This is a genomic window from Arthrobacter cheniae (assembly GCF_003602275.1).
In the GTDB taxonomy this organism is placed as follows: Bacteria; Actinomycetota; Actinomycetes; order Actinomycetales; family Micrococcaceae; genus Arthrobacter_D; species Arthrobacter_D cheniae.
In genome coordinates, this window is sequence record NZ_QZVT01000002.1 from 367,225 (window position 1) to 383,392 (window position 16,168).

12 protein-coding genes and 1 pseudogene are annotated in these 16,168 nt (G+C 68.1%); 6 read left to right on the forward strand and 7 right to left on the reverse strand.

All coding sequences use genetic code 11. The features are described 5' to 3' along the window. Positions 1–28: 28 nt before the first annotated feature. The 3 genes from D6T63_RS05000 to D6T63_RS05010 all read left to right on the forward strand — a co-directional run bounded on the left by D6T63_RS05000 (position 29) and on the right by D6T63_RS05010 (position 5,525). Entirely contained in the window at positions 29–1,522 is a 1,494-nt protein-coding gene (locus D6T63_RS05000; RefSeq protein ID WP_120147910.1) for a malate:quinone oxidoreductase, read from the forward strand. Between the two features lie 51 nt (positions 1,523–1,573). Next, positions 1,574–4,915, forward strand: a complete 3,342-nt coding sequence (locus tag D6T63_RS05005) for an efflux RND transporter permease subunit (protein WP_120147911.1) — start codon at positions 1,574–1,576, stop codon at positions 4,913–4,915. Positions 4,916–5,024: 109 nt separating this feature from the next. Next, positions 5,025–5,525 carry a MarR family winged helix-turn-helix transcriptional regulator gene (locus D6T63_RS05010; protein WP_120147912.1) on the forward strand — a complete coding sequence of 167 codons (501 nt, stop codon included), beginning with the start codon at positions 5,025–5,027 and terminating at the stop codon, positions 5,523–5,525. Positions 5,526–5,626: 101 nt separating this feature from the next. Here the strand turns inward: D6T63_RS05010 and D6T63_RS05015 are convergent. Further along, positions 5,627–5,872 (reverse strand): annotated as a pseudogene (locus D6T63_RS05015) (transglutaminase); the annotation flags it as partial. A 123-nt stretch (positions 5,873–5,995) separates the two neighbouring features. Between D6T63_RS05015 and D6T63_RS05020 the strand changes: the two are divergent. After that, a complete protein-coding gene (locus D6T63_RS05020; RefSeq protein WP_120147913.1) occupies positions 5,996–6,916 on the forward strand; it encodes an oxidoreductase in 921 nt (306 codons plus the stop codon). A gap of 118 nt (positions 6,917–7,034) precedes the next feature. Here D6T63_RS05020 and D6T63_RS05025 read toward each other — a convergent pair whose 3' ends face one another. The 6 genes from D6T63_RS05025 to D6T63_RS05050 all read right to left on the reverse strand — a co-directional run bounded on the left by D6T63_RS05025 (position 7,035) and on the right by D6T63_RS05050 (position 13,974). Beyond that, a complete protein-coding gene (locus D6T63_RS05025; protein ID WP_120147914.1) occupies positions 7,035–7,805 on the reverse strand; it encodes a hypothetical protein in 771 nt (256 codons plus the stop codon). A gap of 36 nt (positions 7,806–7,841) precedes the next feature. After that, positions 7,842–9,014, reverse strand: coding sequence for a cysteine desulfurase family protein (locus D6T63_RS05030; protein ID WP_120147915.1), 1,173 nt, complete (start codon positions 9,012–9,014; stop codon positions 7,842–7,844). Further along, on the reverse strand, positions 9,001–9,969 hold the full coding sequence (gene nadC / locus D6T63_RS05035; RefSeq protein WP_120148058.1) for a carboxylating nicotinate-nucleotide diphosphorylase: 969 nt from the start codon (positions 9,967–9,969) through the stop codon (positions 9,001–9,003). Before nadC ends, D6T63_RS05030 begins: the two co-directional genes overlap by 14 nt. Before the next feature lie 29 nt (positions 9,970–9,998). Continuing rightward, on the reverse strand, positions 9,999–11,696 hold the full coding sequence (gene nadB, locus D6T63_RS05040) for an L-aspartate oxidase (protein WP_120147916.1): 1,698 nt from the start codon (positions 11,694–11,696) through the stop codon (positions 9,999–10,001). Continuing rightward, a complete protein-coding gene (gene nadA / locus D6T63_RS05045; protein ID WP_120147917.1) occupies positions 11,693–12,976 on the reverse strand; it encodes a quinolinate synthase NadA in 1,284 nt (427 codons plus the stop codon). Before nadA ends, nadB begins: the two co-directional genes overlap by 4 nt. A gap of 179 nt (positions 12,977–13,155) precedes the next feature. Next, positions 13,156–13,974, reverse strand: a complete 819-nt coding sequence (locus D6T63_RS05050) for an NUDIX hydrolase (protein ID WP_120147918.1) — start codon at positions 13,972–13,974, stop codon at positions 13,156–13,158. Between the two features lie 248 nt (positions 13,975–14,222). On the opposite strand from D6T63_RS05050, the gene D6T63_RS05055 reads away from it, so the two are divergent. Both D6T63_RS05055 and D6T63_RS05060 read left to right on the forward strand, forming a co-directional pair. Beyond that, positions 14,223–15,020: an alpha/beta fold hydrolase gene (locus D6T63_RS05055; RefSeq protein ID WP_120147919.1), complete on the forward strand. Its 798-nt coding sequence runs from the start codon at positions 14,223–14,225 to the stop codon at positions 15,018–15,020. A gap of 143 nt (positions 15,021–15,163) precedes the next feature. After that, positions 15,164–16,150: a serine/threonine-protein kinase gene (locus D6T63_RS05060; RefSeq protein ID WP_120147920.1), complete on the forward strand. Its 987-nt coding sequence runs from the start codon at positions 15,164–15,166 to the stop codon at positions 16,148–16,150. Positions 16,151–16,168 lie beyond the last annotated feature (18 nt).

Genomic DNA, 16,168 nt, shown 5'->3' on the forward strand with positions numbered 1-16,168 from the left:
TGCTAGGACCTCGCGACTGGAGACAACGTTGACCACCACCCATCAGGGCTTGCCCGCCAAGACCACCGACGTCGTCCTGATCGGCGGCGGGATCATGAGTGCGACGCTCGGAGCGTTCCTGCGACAGTTGCAGCCCACCTGGGACATCTCCCTCTTCGAGAGGCTCGACGTCGCCGGCCTCGAGAGTTCCGACCCCTGGAACAATGCAGGCACCGGGCATTCCGCACTCTGCGAACTGAACTACTCGCCCGCTGCCAAGGACGGTTCGGTCGACCCGGCCAAGGCAGTCGCCATCAACGAGCAGTTCCAGGTCTCACGCCAGTTCTGGTCCCACATGGTGTCCGAGGGCCACATCGGCGACCCGCGCACCTTCATCAACACGGTGCCTCACATGAGTTTCGTCTGGGGCCAGGCCAACGCGGAGTACCTGCGCAGGCGCTATGAGTCGCTCAGCGCCCAGCCGCTCTTCTCCACGATGGAGCACAGCGAGGACCACGGCACCATCGCCGGCTGGACTCCACTGGTCATGAAGGGTCGCAACCCCTCGCAACCCGTTGCTGCATCCCGGGTCGAGGGCGGTACCGACGTCGACTTCGGAGCATTGACCCGCCACCTCACCACGTACCTCGACGGCACCGGCGTCGACCTCCACTACGGCTTCGACGTGCTCGACGTCGCGCGCGCCGGCGATGGCCGCTGGGATGTGAAGGTCAAGAACAGGGTGACGGGCGAGGCCAGCACTGTCACCACGAAGTTCGTCTTCATCGGTGCGGGCGGCGGCGCCCTGCACCTGCTGCAGCGTAGCGGAATCCCCGAGGGTCGCGGTTTCGCCGGTTTCCCCGTCTCCGGGCAATTCCTCCGCTGTACGGATCCCGAGCTCGTCGACCAGCACAACGCGAAGGTCTATGGCCAGGCCTCGGTCGGCGCTCCCCCCATGTCCGTCCCGCACCTCGATACCCGTTTCGTCAAGGGTGAGCGCTCGCTCCTGTTCGGTCCGTACGCCGGTTTCTCCACGAAGTTCCTGAAGCGCGGATCCTACCTGGACCTGCCCACCTCCATCAGGACCTCGAACCTCGTGCCCATGCTGGCCGTGGCCAAGGACAACATGTCGTTGACCAAGTACCTCATCACGGAGGTCCTCAAGAACCGCGAGGCCAAGAACGAGGCCTTGAACGAGTTCCTGCCAAGCGCCGAGGGCGGCAGCTGGGAACTCATCTCCGCCGGGCAACGTGTACAGGTCATCAAGAAGGCTCCGAAGAAGGGCGGCGTACTGCAGTTCGGTACCGAAGTCATCACGTCGTCGGACGGTTCGGTCGGAGCACTGCTGGGCGCCTCCCCCGGGGCATCCACAGCCGCTCCCATCATGGTGGAACTGCTCAGGCGGTGCTTCCCCGGGAAGATGTCCGATTGGGAGCCGAAGCTCAAGGAGATGCTGCCCGGGTACGGCGTCCAGCTCAACGAGAACCCGTCCCTGGCGGCCGAGGTCCAGTCGCTCACCGACAAGGCCCTCAAACTCGCATAACGACCGCGGAGCCAGCCAGCCGGGCGACCGTCAGCACCGAAGGCAGGTTAATTGTTCCGTCTTGCCCAGCTCTCGCTCGGTAATCGCGCGCTCATCGCGCTCATCACGATCTTCGCCTCCGTCTTCGGTGTCATCACCCTGGGGTCACTCAAGCAGGAACTCATCCCCTCGCTCGAGTTCCCCCGGATCACCGTGCTGTCCGCCGTTCCGGGAGCATCACCGGAGTACCTCGACCAGCAGGTGAGCGAACCGCTCGAGGCGGCGCTCAGCGGAGTCGAGGGTTTGGAATCGTCGTCGAGCACCTCCCGCACCGGCGTCTCCACCGTCAACCTCGTCTTCGTCTACGGCACGAACCTGGACCGGGCTCGGGCGCAGGTCGACAGGGCCATTTCCACAGTCCGTCCGACGCTTCCCGATGACGTCGAGCCGCAGGCGCTGGCCGGCAGCATCAGCGACCTGCCGATCGTCTTCATGGCGGTGTCCTCGGACCAGTCCCTCAGCGAGCTCAACGGGGACCTCGCTCGGCTGACCGTTCCCCGTCTCCAGAAGATCGACGGCGTGCGCACGGCGGACGTCTCGGGCGGAACCTCCCAGCACGTGGCGATCCTGCCGAAGGACGGAGCCCTCGAAGCGGCCGGCCTGACTGTCGGTGACCTCACCAGCACCCTCGAGGACAACGGCGCACTGTTCCCTGTCGGAACACTCGATGAAGATCCGCGGTCATTGACCATCCAGGCCGGGAGCCAGATCGGGTCGCTCGATGACGTGGAGGCACTGCCGGTGCTGCCGTCCACCTCCTCCGGTGCACCCGATTCCACCGCCCCCGCCCCTGGGCGGACCGCGACTGCTCCCCGTCCGGCCGTCACGATCGGTGAGGTCGCCGACGTCGGCCTGGCCGATGATGCCCCCACCTCCGTCGCCCGTACCAACGGGGTCGAGACGCTCGCCCTGACGGTGACGAAGGTCCCCGATGGCGACACGGTCGAGATCTCGCACGAGATCGTCGCCCTTGTCCCCGAGCTCGAGGCCGAACTCGGCAATGCCGCCGACATCACAGTGGTCTTCGATCAGGCGCCGTTCATCGAGAGCAGCATCGACGACCTCACCACGGAGGGCATCCTGGGGCTCGGATTCGCCGTGCTCATCATCCTGATCTTCCTGCTGTCGGTCCGCTCGACGCTCGTCACCGCCATCTCGATACCGCTCTCACTGCTGATCACCTTCATCGGCCTCTACGCTGCGGGCTATTCGCTCAACCTGCTCACCCTCGGAGCACTGACCATCGCCATCGGTCGCGTCGTGGATGATTCGATCGTCGTCATCGAGAACATCAAGCGCCATCTCGGCTACGGGGAGGAAAAGCGCGAGGCCATCCTGACGGCGGTCCGCGAGGTCGCGGGAGCCATCACCGCTTCCACACTGACCACGGTCGCCGTCTTCGCCCCGATCGGCTTCGTCGGCGGGCTGGCCGGCGAGCTCTTCCGGCCCTTCGCCGTGACCACCGGGATCGCGCTCCTGGCGTCCCTCGCGGTGTCGCTGACCATCATCCCGGTGCTGGCCTTCTGGTTCCTGCCCCGGACGTCGGTGGCCCCCGCGACGTTCCCGACGTCCGCTTCCTCGACCTCCTCGTCCTCAACCTCCGCGTCCTCAACCTCCGCGTCCTCAACCTCCGCGTCCTCAACCTCCGCGTCGTCGACGCCCGCCGGCTTCGAGAACTCCGCGGCGGTCACACGCCGCGGTGCCCGTCACGCCGCCGCCGTGCCGAATGACGGCGGGCAGATCACACCGAGTCCGGAGCGGACCTCTTTCCTCCAGCGCGGCTACCTGCCGATCCTGACGAGCACGCAGCGTCACCCCGTCGTCACGCTCATCAGTGGGCTCATCGTGCTGGGAGCGACGGCGGCAATGGTCCCGTTCCTTCCTACGAACCTCCTGGGCGGATCAGGGCAGAACAGTTTCTCGATCACACAGACCCTCACCCCCGGATCAAGCCTGGCCACCACCACGGAGGCAGCGGGCCGGACGGAGGAGATCCTCGCCGACAATCCGGAGATCCGCGACGTCCAGCTCACCGTCGGCAACGCCGATGGTGCGTTCGCCGCCCAGTTCTCGGGCGGTGCCTCGGTGGCGACCTTCACCGTCATCACCGACGAGGAGGCCGACCAGGAAGTCCTTCAGGAATCCGTACGAGAGGACCTCGAGGAACTCCAGGACGCCGGCAGCTTCTCGTTGTCGAGCCAGCAAGGCGGCTTCGGAACGTCCAGCACGATCGACATCGATATCACGGCACCGGTGAGCGAAGACCTCGAGTCCGCCAATGCCGCCGTGCTCGACGGCATGCAGGGGCTCGACGGCGCCGGCGAGGTCACGAGCAACCTCTCCGCGGCCCAACCGCAGGTGCAGATCGACGTGGACCGGGCCGGCGCCGTGGAGGCCGGGCTCACGGAGGGCCAGATCGCCGCCCTCCTCGGGGGCCGCATCAGTCCGGTCCCCGCGGGCACCGTGCGCTTCGATGCGAGTGACTTCCCGGTCCTGATCGGTGAGGGAACGGCGATCACAAGCCTCGAGCAACTGCGCACCCTTCGGATCCCGACGTCTCGGGGGCCCGTCGCCCTGACGGACGTCGCGTCGGTGGAGGAGGTCCAGGTGCCTCTTTCGGTGACCAGCTCCAACGGTGAGCGGACCGCCCGCATCTCGATCACGCCGTCGGGCGACGACCTCGGGACACTGACGACGGCGGTCGACGAGAGGCTCGCCGGCATCGATCTGCCGACCGGCGCAACCGCCACCGTCGGCGGCGCTTCGTCCCAGCAGACGGAGTCCTTCGATCAGTTGTTCCTGGCGCTCTGGGCGGCCGTGGCCATCGTGTACGTCATCATGGTCGCCACCTTCAAGAGCCTCGTGCAGCCCCTGATCCTGCTCGTCTCGATTCCCTTCGCGGCCACAGGTGCCATCGCGCTCCTGCTGATCACCGGAATCCCCCTCGGGCTGCCCTCTCTCATCGGCATGCTGATGCTCGTCGGCATCGTGGTCACGAACGCGATCGTGCTGATCGACCTCATCAACCAGTACCGGCTTCCGCGGAACGGTTTCCCCGGCCTCCGTGTCGCGGATGCCATCCGGGAGGGAGCCCGCCAGCGCCTCCGGCCCATCCTCATGACCGCGTTGGCCACCATCTTCGCGCTGACGCCGATGGCACTCGGGCTGACGGGCGAGGGCGGCTTCATCTCGCAACCACTCGCCGTCGTCGTGATCGGTGGGCTCGTCTCCTCGACCGCGCTGACGCTCGTCCTCGTGCCGGTCCTGTACCGGCTCGTCGAGGGCCGCCGGGAGGAACGGGCGTCGCGCCGGGAGGAGCAGTCCCGGGGCTTTACGGGCGAACAACCCGCCTAGCCAGCAAGGACGCATCGTGACTGTCAGGTGCGGTACCTTGATCGGCGGCTACACTAGATGCAAAGCTATCTAGTTGTCGGCGGCGCCGGCAGAAGGCCGGGACGCAGCCATGGCTGAGCAGGTGGACACAACGATCGGACGCACGGATCAGGACGACCCGAGCGATACCGGGCCCTCGGTCCGGCAGTCGTCGGAGACCTGGGAGTCGCTGTTCCGCGCTCAGGTCGGCGTCATGCGGCGAATCCGCATGGATCCGGTGTTCAGGGAGCTACCCATCGGCGAGTACGACGTCCTCTTCAACCTGACCCGCTGTCCCACGGGCTGGACGCGCCTCAACGAGCTCAACCACCACCTACTCATCAGCCAGCCCAGCCTCAGCCGGATGGTGGACCGGCTGGAAGCAAAGGGCCTGGTGGTGAAGCGGCCCGCGCAGACGGACCAGCGCGGCGTCGAACTCGCGCTCACCGACGAGGGCCGGGCGTTGCAGAGGCGCATCGGATCGACGCATGTCCACCGCATCCAGGAGGTGCTGGCGCCCGTGCTCAGCACATCCGAGATGGAGCAGCTCAAAGCACTCACCGACAAGATCAACGCGCACCTCGGCGACTAGCACGGCGTACCTCCCCGGACCGTCGACGCGGAACGCGGGAGGGCTTCGTCATCGCCGGCGTCGGGTGGGCTCGTCCGTCTGGGGAGCAGTCAGCGCGGCAATCAGCGGAGGACGAGCCGCTCTTCGCTGCGCTCCAGGGGGAGGTTGTGGACCGAGGCAGTCACCAGGAGCCGTGAATGCTGCAGCGAGCCGCCGACCGTCGAGAGGAAGGCCGTGTCGGTAGCATCCCTGCCGGTCTCAATGCGCAGCATCGAGGCCCTCGGCGCAAGCCCGGTCGCGTCCAGCAGGAGCCAGGAACCGTCGACCCACGCCTCGACGGCGGCGTGGAAGTCCATCGGACTGAGGCCGGTTCGTTGCTCCCGGTAGACGGTCGGTTCGCCTCCAACTCTATGCTTGAGAAAAGGCCGCACACGTCGGCGTCGGCCGGGCATCTCCGGGCCGGCGGGCCGTAGCAGCATGAGAGGAACATCATGAGCGAGTTCACAGCGGATGCCATCGGTGACCTGACCGGAAAGCGTGCGATCATCACGGGCGCCAACAGCGGGCTCGGACTGCAGACCGCCGTCGGGCTGGCGCGGAAGGGTGCCCATGTCGTGCTCGCGTGCCGCAGCGAGCAGCGGGGGCGCGACGCCGAACAGAGGGTGCGTTCCCTCAGCGGAAGCGAGCACGTGCACATGCGCGTGCTCGATCTGGCGAATCTCGCCTCCGTGCGCGACTTCGCGGCCGGCACGGAGGGACCGCTCGATCTGCTCGTGAACAACGCGGGAGTCATGGCGACGCCGAGGTCGACCACCGCTGACGGGTTCGAGCTGCAGTTCGGCACCAATCACCTCGGCCACTTCGCACTGACGGGTTTGCTGCTGCGGAACCTCCATGCGGCCACTTCGGCGCGCGTGGTCACGCTGTCGAGCCTCGCGCACAAGCGCGGCCGTCTCGACTTCGGGGACCTGCAGTCCGAGCGCGGCTATCGCCGATGGGGTGCCTATGGACAGAGCAAGATCGCCAACCTGTACTTCATGGTGGAACTTGATCGACGCGCCCGTGCCGCAGGGTGGGACCTCGTCTCGGTGGCAGCACACCCGGGGCTCGCAAACACCAACCTGACCGCCGGCATGCAGACCCCGGCCATGCTTGACGTCTTCTCCGGCTTCGTTCGGCTGATGAGCCAGTCCGATGCAGCCGGAGCACTGCCCACCCTGTACGCGGCGACGGCCCCGGACGTCAGGGGCGGCGATTACTACGGCCCGTCCGGTCCGGGCGAGACCCGCGGCGCTCCCCGCCTCGTGGCACCGGTGGCCAGGGTTCTGGACCGGGACATCGCGGTGCGGCTCTGGAACCGCAGTGTCGAATTGACCGGAGTGGACTACGCGTCGCTCCAGCCTGCCGGATGACCGACGGCCTGCCGGCCAACCGAGAGCCAAGGATGGGCCTGCCTGCTTGACCGACGGGAAAGTGGGCCTGCCGGCTGACCGACGGCGATAGGGTCGGCCGCCGGCCGAAGGCGAGGAGTCAGCCCGTCGGCGGTGCCGCGACCTGCACCGAGAGGATCATCTCGCGGATGGTGGCGAACTCCGGCGTGGCGTAGTACTCCTCGGCCTCCCCGATCGTGCCGAAGGAGACGGTTGCCGGACCGGTGTTCGCCGGCGCTTTCGGTGCGAGCACCTCGAGGTCTCCGAAACTGAAGCGGCCCAAGGATTCGCCGCCCTGGACGGTGTTCGACAGGGAGCAGGCCAGCGCGTCCGCCCCGCCTACTCCGTCGGTGATCCCGTACGCGCCGAAGAAGCGGAATCCGGTGATGAGCCGGACGACGAATCGCGGCTCGATCCCGGTTGCGGCCGCTGGTTCGTCCGTCAGCGCGAGCGGTTCGCTGCCGATGACGTAGTAGGGCGTGCGCTCCGACTCGGGGCAGGGCGCTTCCGGTGTGAGGATGCCGGAGTGCAGCTCTGCGGTGGTCATCCCGTCCGGCGTGCGGACGGCGTAGTGCAGCGAATCGGGCGCGTAGAGGCCGGGCGCGGGAGCGAGCGGTTGCACCACCCAGTCCTGGGGCAGTTCGAAGCTCACGAGCCTCGAAGGATCGGTGAAGACTTTCCACCCGTCCCGTGCCTCGCGGAGGGGCGCCACGGTCGGCTCGGGTGTTGCGCTGGCAGATGATCCTGATGACGACGCACTTCCGTCGCCCTCCTCCGCCGCGGTGCACGACGCGAGGAGGAGCGCGATGAGCGCCGCGGTGAGGATGCGCGAGAACTGCCAGGCGCTCGTACTGGGTCGTGCCTCGATCATTGCGGTCCTCCCTCGGCGTCGCCTCGTGCCGCCAGTCTAGGTGTCGGCGAGGTGACCGAGCCCATGTGCCGCGCCGAGGGAGCGGGCGGCGAGGACCGACGCGATGACGGCGTCGGCTGCCTCCTCGAGGTCCTCGCGTGCCGTGGCCTGGGTCCACGACAGGCGGACGGCGCTGAGGGCTGTCCCCTCGTCGAGCCCGAGTGCCAGCAGGACGGCCGACGGCTCCGAGGATCCGGCCGCGCAGGCCGACCCACTCGAGCAGACGACGCCGCGCCGCTCGAGTTCGAGCAGGACGGTCTCCCCGCTCACGCCTGGGAAACAGAAGGAGGCGAGGTTCGGCAGTCGGTCCTCGGCATGACCCGTCAGAAGGGCATCCGGAACACGCGTCAGAATCCGCGCGATGAAGGCGTCGCGCGCCGACGCCGCGTCAGCGGCTGCTGCAGGTAGCGCGCCCCGGGCCAGCTCCAGCGCCCTCGCGAGGCCGACGGCGCCGGCCACGTTCTCCGTGCCCGAGCGGCGCCCCCGTTCCTGGCCCCCGCCATGCAGCACCGGTTCGCAGCGGATTCCCGAGCGCAGGTACAGCAGGCCGATACCCTTCGGCGTGCCGAGTTTGTGTCCGGACAGGCTGAGCGCCGAGACGCCCAGACGGTCGACGTCGATAGGAAGCCAGCCTGCAGCCTGCACGGCGTCCGTGTGGAAGGGGACGCCTCTCCTCCTGCAGATTCCCGCCAGAGCGGCGACGTCCTGCACCGTGCCCATCTCGTTGTTGGCGTACATCACGGTGCACAGCGTGGTGTCCTCCCTCAAGACAGCCTCGAGTGCGGCGGGCGCTACGACACCGGTGTCGGAGACGGGCAGCACGGTGATCCGAAAATTATGCGTGTCCCGCAGGTAGGCGAGGACCTCGGTCACCGCGGGATGCTCGATCGCGCTCGTGACGATATGGCGGCCCCGAGGGGAGGCGAGGGAGATACCCTTCAACGCGAGATTGTTGGCCTCGGTGCCGCCCGAGGTGATGATGACCTCCGACGGCCTGCAGCCGAGCATCCCCGCGAGCCGGACGCGGGCGGTCGAGAAGGCGTCCGCGGCGGCCTCGCCATAGGTGTGGTGGCTCGAAGGGTTCCCGAACGTCGTGGTCAGGAGGGGCCACATCTCCTCGAGGACCTCACGCCGGACCGGTGCCGTCGCGGCGGCGTCAAGGTAGATCATGCTCGCCGCCCTGATCGGTAGCATCCTCCGTTACCCCATCCGAAGCAGCCGCCACGGGCCTGCCGGGGCCCGCCGCGAAATCGAGCCCCAGGTCGAGGGCACGGACGCTGTGCGTGAGCGCACCCGCGGAGATGATGTCCACCCCGGTTGCAGCGATCGCCGCCACCGTGTCCAGGCGCACGTTCCCACTGGCCTCGACAAGCGCACGGCCGCCGATCATGCGTACGCCCTCCGCCAGTTCCTCGAGGGCGAAGTTGTCGAGCATGATCGTGTCGACCCCCGCTGCGAGGACCGGCTCGATCTGGTCCAGCCGATCGACCTCCACCTCGACGTGCACCGTGTGCGGCAGCCGCGAGCGGGCTGCCAGCAGTGCAGCCGTGAGTGCCCAGGGCCCGTCGACGGCGAGCAGGGCAAGGTGGTTGTCCTTCACCATCACGGCATCGGAGAGGCTGGATCGGTGGTTCGAGCCACCTCCGCACCGGACCGCCCACCGCTCCAGCACCCTGAGGCCCGGGGTGGTCTTGCGGGTGTCGACGATCCGGGCGTCCGTACCGCCGGCAGCCTCCACGAAGGCTTGGGTCATGGTCGCGATCCCGCTGAGGCGTTGAACGATATTGAGGGCCGTCCGCTCGGCCTTGAGGATACCCGCGGCCGGCCCGGAGATGTCGGCTATGGTGTCTCCAGCCTCGAAGCGGGAGCCGTCCGGGCGTGGGAACGTGACGCTGATACGGCCGTCGGTCAGCTGCATGGCCACCTCGATGGCCGCCGTTCCGCAGAGGACACCTGGTTCGCGTGCCGTAATGGTCGCCGTCGAGCAGAGGTCGGGGTCGATGAGCGCCTGGACCGTGATGTCACCCCAGGGTGCGTCCTCGGCGAGCGCAGCGGCGACGATCGACTCGATGAGGTGCCGCGGCGGAACGGTCGCCTGCGGTACCACCGGGGTCGGCCTGCTCATGGCGGCCCTCGTGGGGCTGGTCGTGGGGGTCATTCGGTGGCTCCTTCAGCAGCTCGTACATAGGACCGGCCGGGTGCGGGCCGGGGGGAGGTCTCGGTCTGGTCTGCCCGGTAGTGGGCTCCGCAGGACGCCGTGCGCTGCGTGGCTGCGTGCACGAGCAGGCGCGCGCACAGCAGTAGGTTGTCCGTCTCTGGATCGGCACCGGCACGGTAGGAGGCGAGGTGCTTGCGGGCCAGGTCGAGGCCAGCGCCCGTGCGCAGCACCCCGGCGTGGTCGGACATCAGGTCCTGCAGGTCGCGGCGGCTGAAGGCGTAGGACGCCGCCCTGGGTGAGTCGAGGTCGACGGGCTCGGCGTCGAAGCTGGGCGCCCCTGCCCTGCCGTGGACGATCGCCGCCGCGCAGCGGGCACCGAACACCACGCCCTCGAGCAGGCTGTTCGAGGCCAGGCGGTTGGCGCCGTGGACGCCCGTTCTCGCCACCTCTCCGACGGCGAACAGCCCGGGCACGGACGTCCGCCCGTCGGCGTCGGTCCGCACTCCTCCCATCCAGTAGTGGGCTGCGGGCACCACCGGGATGATCTCCGACGACCAGTCGAATCCGTAGCGCGCAGTGAGCTCCGTCAACGAGGGGAAGCGCCGGGTGAGGAACTCCTCCCCCAGGGCGGTCGCGTCGAGGTACACCCGGTTTCCGGAGGAGTGATCCGGCGCGCCCGCCACGGAGCTGTTCGCCGAAGGGGTCGCCGGATCGGAGGCGCGGAGCGCGAGGTGTCGGGCGATGCTGCGGGACACGACGTCGCGCGGGGCCAGGTCCCCGTCGGGGTGGTAGTCCGCCATGAAGGCCCGTCCGTCGGCATCGACGAGCCGGGCACCCTCGCCCCGGACTGCTTCGGAGATCAGCGGGTTGCCCGGAACATCGAGTGACGTCGGGTGGAACTGGAAGAACTCGAGATCGGCGACCACAGCTCCTGCTCGCCAGGCCAACGCTACGCCGTCGCCCGTGGCGATCACCGGGTTCGTCGTGGAGGCGAAGAGCTGGCCCGCCCCGCCGGTCGCAAGCACGACGGCGTCGGCGGTGATGTCGCGGAGGCGACCGGCCGCGAGTACGCGCACCCCGACGGCCAGGGGCAAGCTTCCCGTCGGGGTCGACAGCAGGACGCGCGACACGAAGGTGTTCTCGAGCACCTCGATGCCGTCATCCCTCCTGACGGCCGCGGTCAGCGCGTCAACGAGGCCGGCACCCGTCGCGTCCCCTCCGAGATGCAGGATACGGGCAGCCGAATGGGCGGCTTCGCGTCCGAGGGCCAAGGATGTTCCCGTGTCGCCGACGGTGTCGAAGACGACTCCCGCGCGCCGCAGGGCCCGAATGCCGTCGGCTGCACCATGGCAGAGCACCGAGACGGCGAACGGGTCGGAGACACCTGCACCCGCGGCCTGGGTGTCGGCGATGTGCGCGGCGACGGAGTCCCCGGTGTCCCCGTCGGCCCGCCGCGAGTGCCGCCCGTCAGTCTCCTCGACCCGAGGAACGACGGCGGCGATGCCGCCCTGCGCATACCGCGTGTTGCTCTCGGTGAGGGCGACCTTCGAGACCAGGACGACGGCGCACCGCGCATCGAGCTGACGCAGCACGAGTGCCGTCTGAAGCCCTGCGATGCCGGCGCCGACCACCACGATCCGACGCGCCCGACCGACGGAGGGAGCCGTCGTGCCACGCGTGCCCGTCCGGGTCATGGGCGGACCGCGAGCATCCGGTTGAGGGCCACGCGGGCCGGCTCCGCAACGTTGTCCGCAACCGTGATGCGATTCATCACCCTGCCCTCGACGAGTCCCTCCAGCACCCAGGCGAGGTAGCCGGGATGGATGCGGTACATCGTCGAACAGGGGCAAATCACGGGATCGAGGCAGAAGATGGTGTGCTGCGGATACTGGGCGGCGAGGCGGTTCACCATGTTGATCTCGGTGCCGATCGCGAACGTGCTGCCGGGCTCCGCCGCATCGATCGCCTTCCGGATGTAGTCGGTGGAGCCCGCCTCATCGGCGGCGTCGACGACGGGCATCGGGCATTCCGGGTGCACGATCACCCGGACACCGGGGAACTCCGCCCGGGCCTTGTCGATCTGGGCGACGGTGAAGCGCTTGTGCACGGAGCAGAATCCGTGCCAGAGGATCACACGGGAGTCCCGGAGGGTCTGCTCGTCCGTTCCGCCCCATGGCTTCCTCGGGTTCCACATCGGCATGTGCTCCAGCGGGACGCCCATGGCCTTGGCGGTGTTGCGTCCAAGGTGCTGGTCCGGAAAGAAGAGGACGCGCTGGCCACGTTCGAACGCCCACTCGAGCACTGCGGCGGCGTTCGACGACGTGCAGACTATTCCTCCGTGCTCGCCGCAGAAACCCTTCAGTGCGGCGGAGGAATTCATGTACGTCACGGGAATGACGGGTTGGCGTCCGTCGGCGTCGGGTTCCGAGCCGAACAGCTCGGTCAGCTGTTCCCAGCACTCGGAGACCGAGTCGATGTCGGCCATGTCGGCCATCGAGCAGCCGGCGGCGAGGTTCGGGAGGATGACGGCCTGCTGCGGAGTCGAGAGCATGTCCGCCGTCTCGGCCATGAAGTGGACCCCACAGAACACGATGGCCTCCGCCTCGGCCCGCTCCGTGGCTGCACGCGCGAGCTGATAGCTGTCGCCGACGAAATCGGCATACTGCACCACCTCGTCACGCTGGTAGAAGTGCCCGAGAATGACGACCGACTCCCCCAGCGTCTCCTTCGCCGCGCGGATGCGTCGGTCCAGGTCCGGAGCGGAGGCTGTCCTGTACTCCTCGGGCAGTTCGCCCTGGCGGGGTGTCGCAGGCGGAGCGGTATCCCCCATGGAGGCGCCCGGCCCGTACTCGGGCATGGGCAGCGCGTCGAAGGCCCAGGGATCCCGGGCGAGCGCCGGAGAACAGGTCGAGGTGGGCGCAGGTACGGCTGTTGTTCCGCGTGAGATGAGCTCGATGGCAGTGGTGACGGACAAGTGCTTCTCCCTAGGGTGGGCCCTCGCCCGGCAGGGCGTGGGGGCGGTACGGCGGGGCGTTCGATCGAAGGGGTCCGGACCGGATGGGTCCGGACGAGCGCGGAGCAGGAGTGCCTGGCTGAACAGGCTCCGACCATGCGGGGGGCCGCGGATCGGCCGACGTGGCGTGCGGGCCGGGCCTAGGACTGCCCTCCGGCAGCCTCTGCGACGACGTCGGCCTGCATGGCCCCAGGAACGCCGACCGGGTTCCGGACTCCAGTCCCCGGCGCCAAGCCCGTTCTGGTGCCGGCACCGGTGCCATCGTCCACGCCCGGAGGGTCCGCCCGTGCTCCCGTGTACCGGTAGAGGCGCGGCGGCCTGTTCCGTCCTCCCTGGAGCACCTCGTCGGTCGGCGCGATGTCTTTGGCGGACCGGAATTGCCGTCGGAAGTTCGCCGGGTCGAGCTGCTTGCCGAGCACGGCCTCATAGACACCCCTCAGCTGCGCCAGCGTGAAACGATCACCCAGGAAGTGGTAGGCGACCGAGCCGTACTCGATCTTGCCCCTCAGTCTTCCGAGTGCGTAGGCCACGATCTCGTCGTGGTCGAAGGCCAGCCCCGCGACTTCGGACGCGCGGAACCACTGGACGTTCTCGGAGGCCCGTGCCAGGTCTGCCTGCTCCGGGCGGACGAGCGCCCAGTAGACGATCGACACGAGCCGTTGCGTGGCCGATCGATCCAGCCCTCCGAAGGCGTACAGCTGCTCGAGGTACGTGGGATCGAGGTCCGTGGTCTCCCGGAGGTTCCGCGCTGCGGCGTCCTGCAGGGACTCGCGGCCGTCCAGCGGACCTCCGGGAAGGGCCCATCTGCCCAGGTGCGGCTGGCGGATCCGGCGGACGAGAGGCAACCAGATCTCCGGGCGCCCGGTAGCCGTGTCGTCACGCAGCGCGAAGATGACAGTGGAGATCGCAAGGGACGGAGCCTGCACCTGCCGCTCCGACACATTGGCGGAACTGTCCATGAAGCCCTCCGGCCGGTCAACGACGCGTGTCTTGTTAAGGTCAGTTTGACTATAACTCATATCGAGGCGACAGCGTGAGCGAGGGCCGACGGCACTTGGCCCCCGCACCGCCGCCCCGCGTCATAACCGCGCTTCGGGTTGCCCCGAGGAGGAGGAGTGTCTAAAGTCACATGCGTCGGCCATTCGAGGCCGCGCGGCGGGGATGTGTTCAAGGATGCACATGTCCCTGCCGCCCTTACCATAGGTCCATGGACCACCACGCTGTACACGACGTCGAGGGTGTCGACCCACACCTGTCCATCACCCGCAGCGATGCTCGCGATCCACGTCCGCTTCCCCCGGTCCTGCTGCTGCACGGCTTCGGATCCTCGTCGCAGCGGAACTGGGTCGACACCGGCTGGGTACGAGTCCTGAATGATGCCGGGCGCTCGGCCGTCATGGTCGACCTGCCCGCGCACGGGGACAGTGCTGCTCCCGCGGATGCCGGCGCCTATGCGCCGAGCAGGATCCGCGCGGACATCCTGCAGGCGCTCTTCGACGAACGCATCACCCCCCTGAGGGACGGCGAGCCCACCTCCGGCGTCGACGTCGTCGGATACTCGCTCGGGTCGCGACTGGCCTGGGAGTTCGGCGCCACGCAGCCGGAAACGGTCCGGCGGATGGTTCTCGGCGGGCCCGGAACGGCTGATCCGCTCGCCACCTTCGATCTCGCCGGCGCGGAGCGCTTCCTTGCCGGGGGGCCGGCGTCCCAGGACCCTACGACGGTCGACCTCCTGCGCATGGCTCAGGCCGTCCCTGACAACGACCTCCCATCACTCCTGGCGCTTGTATCGGCCATCACCACGGAGCCCTTCGATCCGCAGGCAGCCGTACCGAAGATGCCGCTTCTCCTGGTCGCGGGCGATCAGGACGACTATGCAGGAGGCATCGACGACCTCCAGGACTGGGCCCCGAATGCCCGCATCACCCGTCTTCCGGGCAGGAACCACACCAACGCCATCACCTCCCGGCTGTTCAAGGAAGCGGCGGTCGAATTCCTGGCCTGACACCCGGTGTTGACGGCTCGGCGAGGTGCGCGCCGCTCCGGGAAATCGGCACCGGAGCGGCGCTATACTGAGAACTGATCAGCCGCCTTACTCTGAGGCTCGGCGATGATCCATCATCACAACCTGTCACGGGAGGACACCCCATGGATGTGCTCCTTGCTGACCGCTACCAGACCACCGACCTCCTCGGAGTGGGTGGGGCTGCTTCCGTCTACCGCGCCGTCGACCACAACCTCGGTCGCGATGTCGCGGTCAAGATCTTCAATCCGACGACGCCCGACGACGACGACTACCGGCGCCAGCACACGGAGACGATGCTGCTGTCGACGCTGAATCATCCCGGCCTCGTGACGCTGCATGACGCAGGTATCCACCAGGACCGGGATGGCCGCACCACCGGCTTCCTCGTCATGGAGCTCGTCGACGGCGAGGACCTCCGGCACCTGCTCAAGCGCGGAGCCCTTTCCGCAGTCGACGTCGCGCAGGTGGGTGCCGACCTCGCCGATGCCCTGGCCTACATCCACTCCGAGGGCGTTGTGCACCGCGACGTGAAGCCCGCCAACATACTGATGTTCCACAGCAGGGACAACAGCACCCGCCTGTATCCGAAGCTCACCGACTTCGGCATCGCACGCATGATCGACGCAACCATGGCGACTGCTGCCGGTGCAACAATCGGGACCGCGAACTACCTCAGTCCCGAGCAGGCCAGGGGTGATGCGTTGGATGAGCGGAGCGACATCTACTCCCTCGGGCTCGTGCTCCTGGAGTGCCTCACTGGTGAAAAGGCCTTCTCGGGCCCTGCCGTCGAGGCTGCGCTAGCCCGCCTGCTGCGCGATCCGGAGGTGCCCGAGTCCCTGGGCGCGGACTGGAGCGATGTGTTGCATCGAATGACCTCACGGGATCCGACGGCACGGCCCTACGCCCACGACGTCGCCCTGCAGCTCCGAAGCTATGCGGACGAGCACTTCGATCCGCCCCTCACCCCTGCTGATCAACCTCGGGCCGCGGGCACGCCCTCGTACTCCCGGGACGTGGACATGCTGACGCTCGAAGCCATCACAGGCGGCGTGATCACGGGCAATATCCACATCCCCGAGCCACCGGGCAGGGCTCCCCGCACCAGCTGACAGCCGCGGGTGATGCAT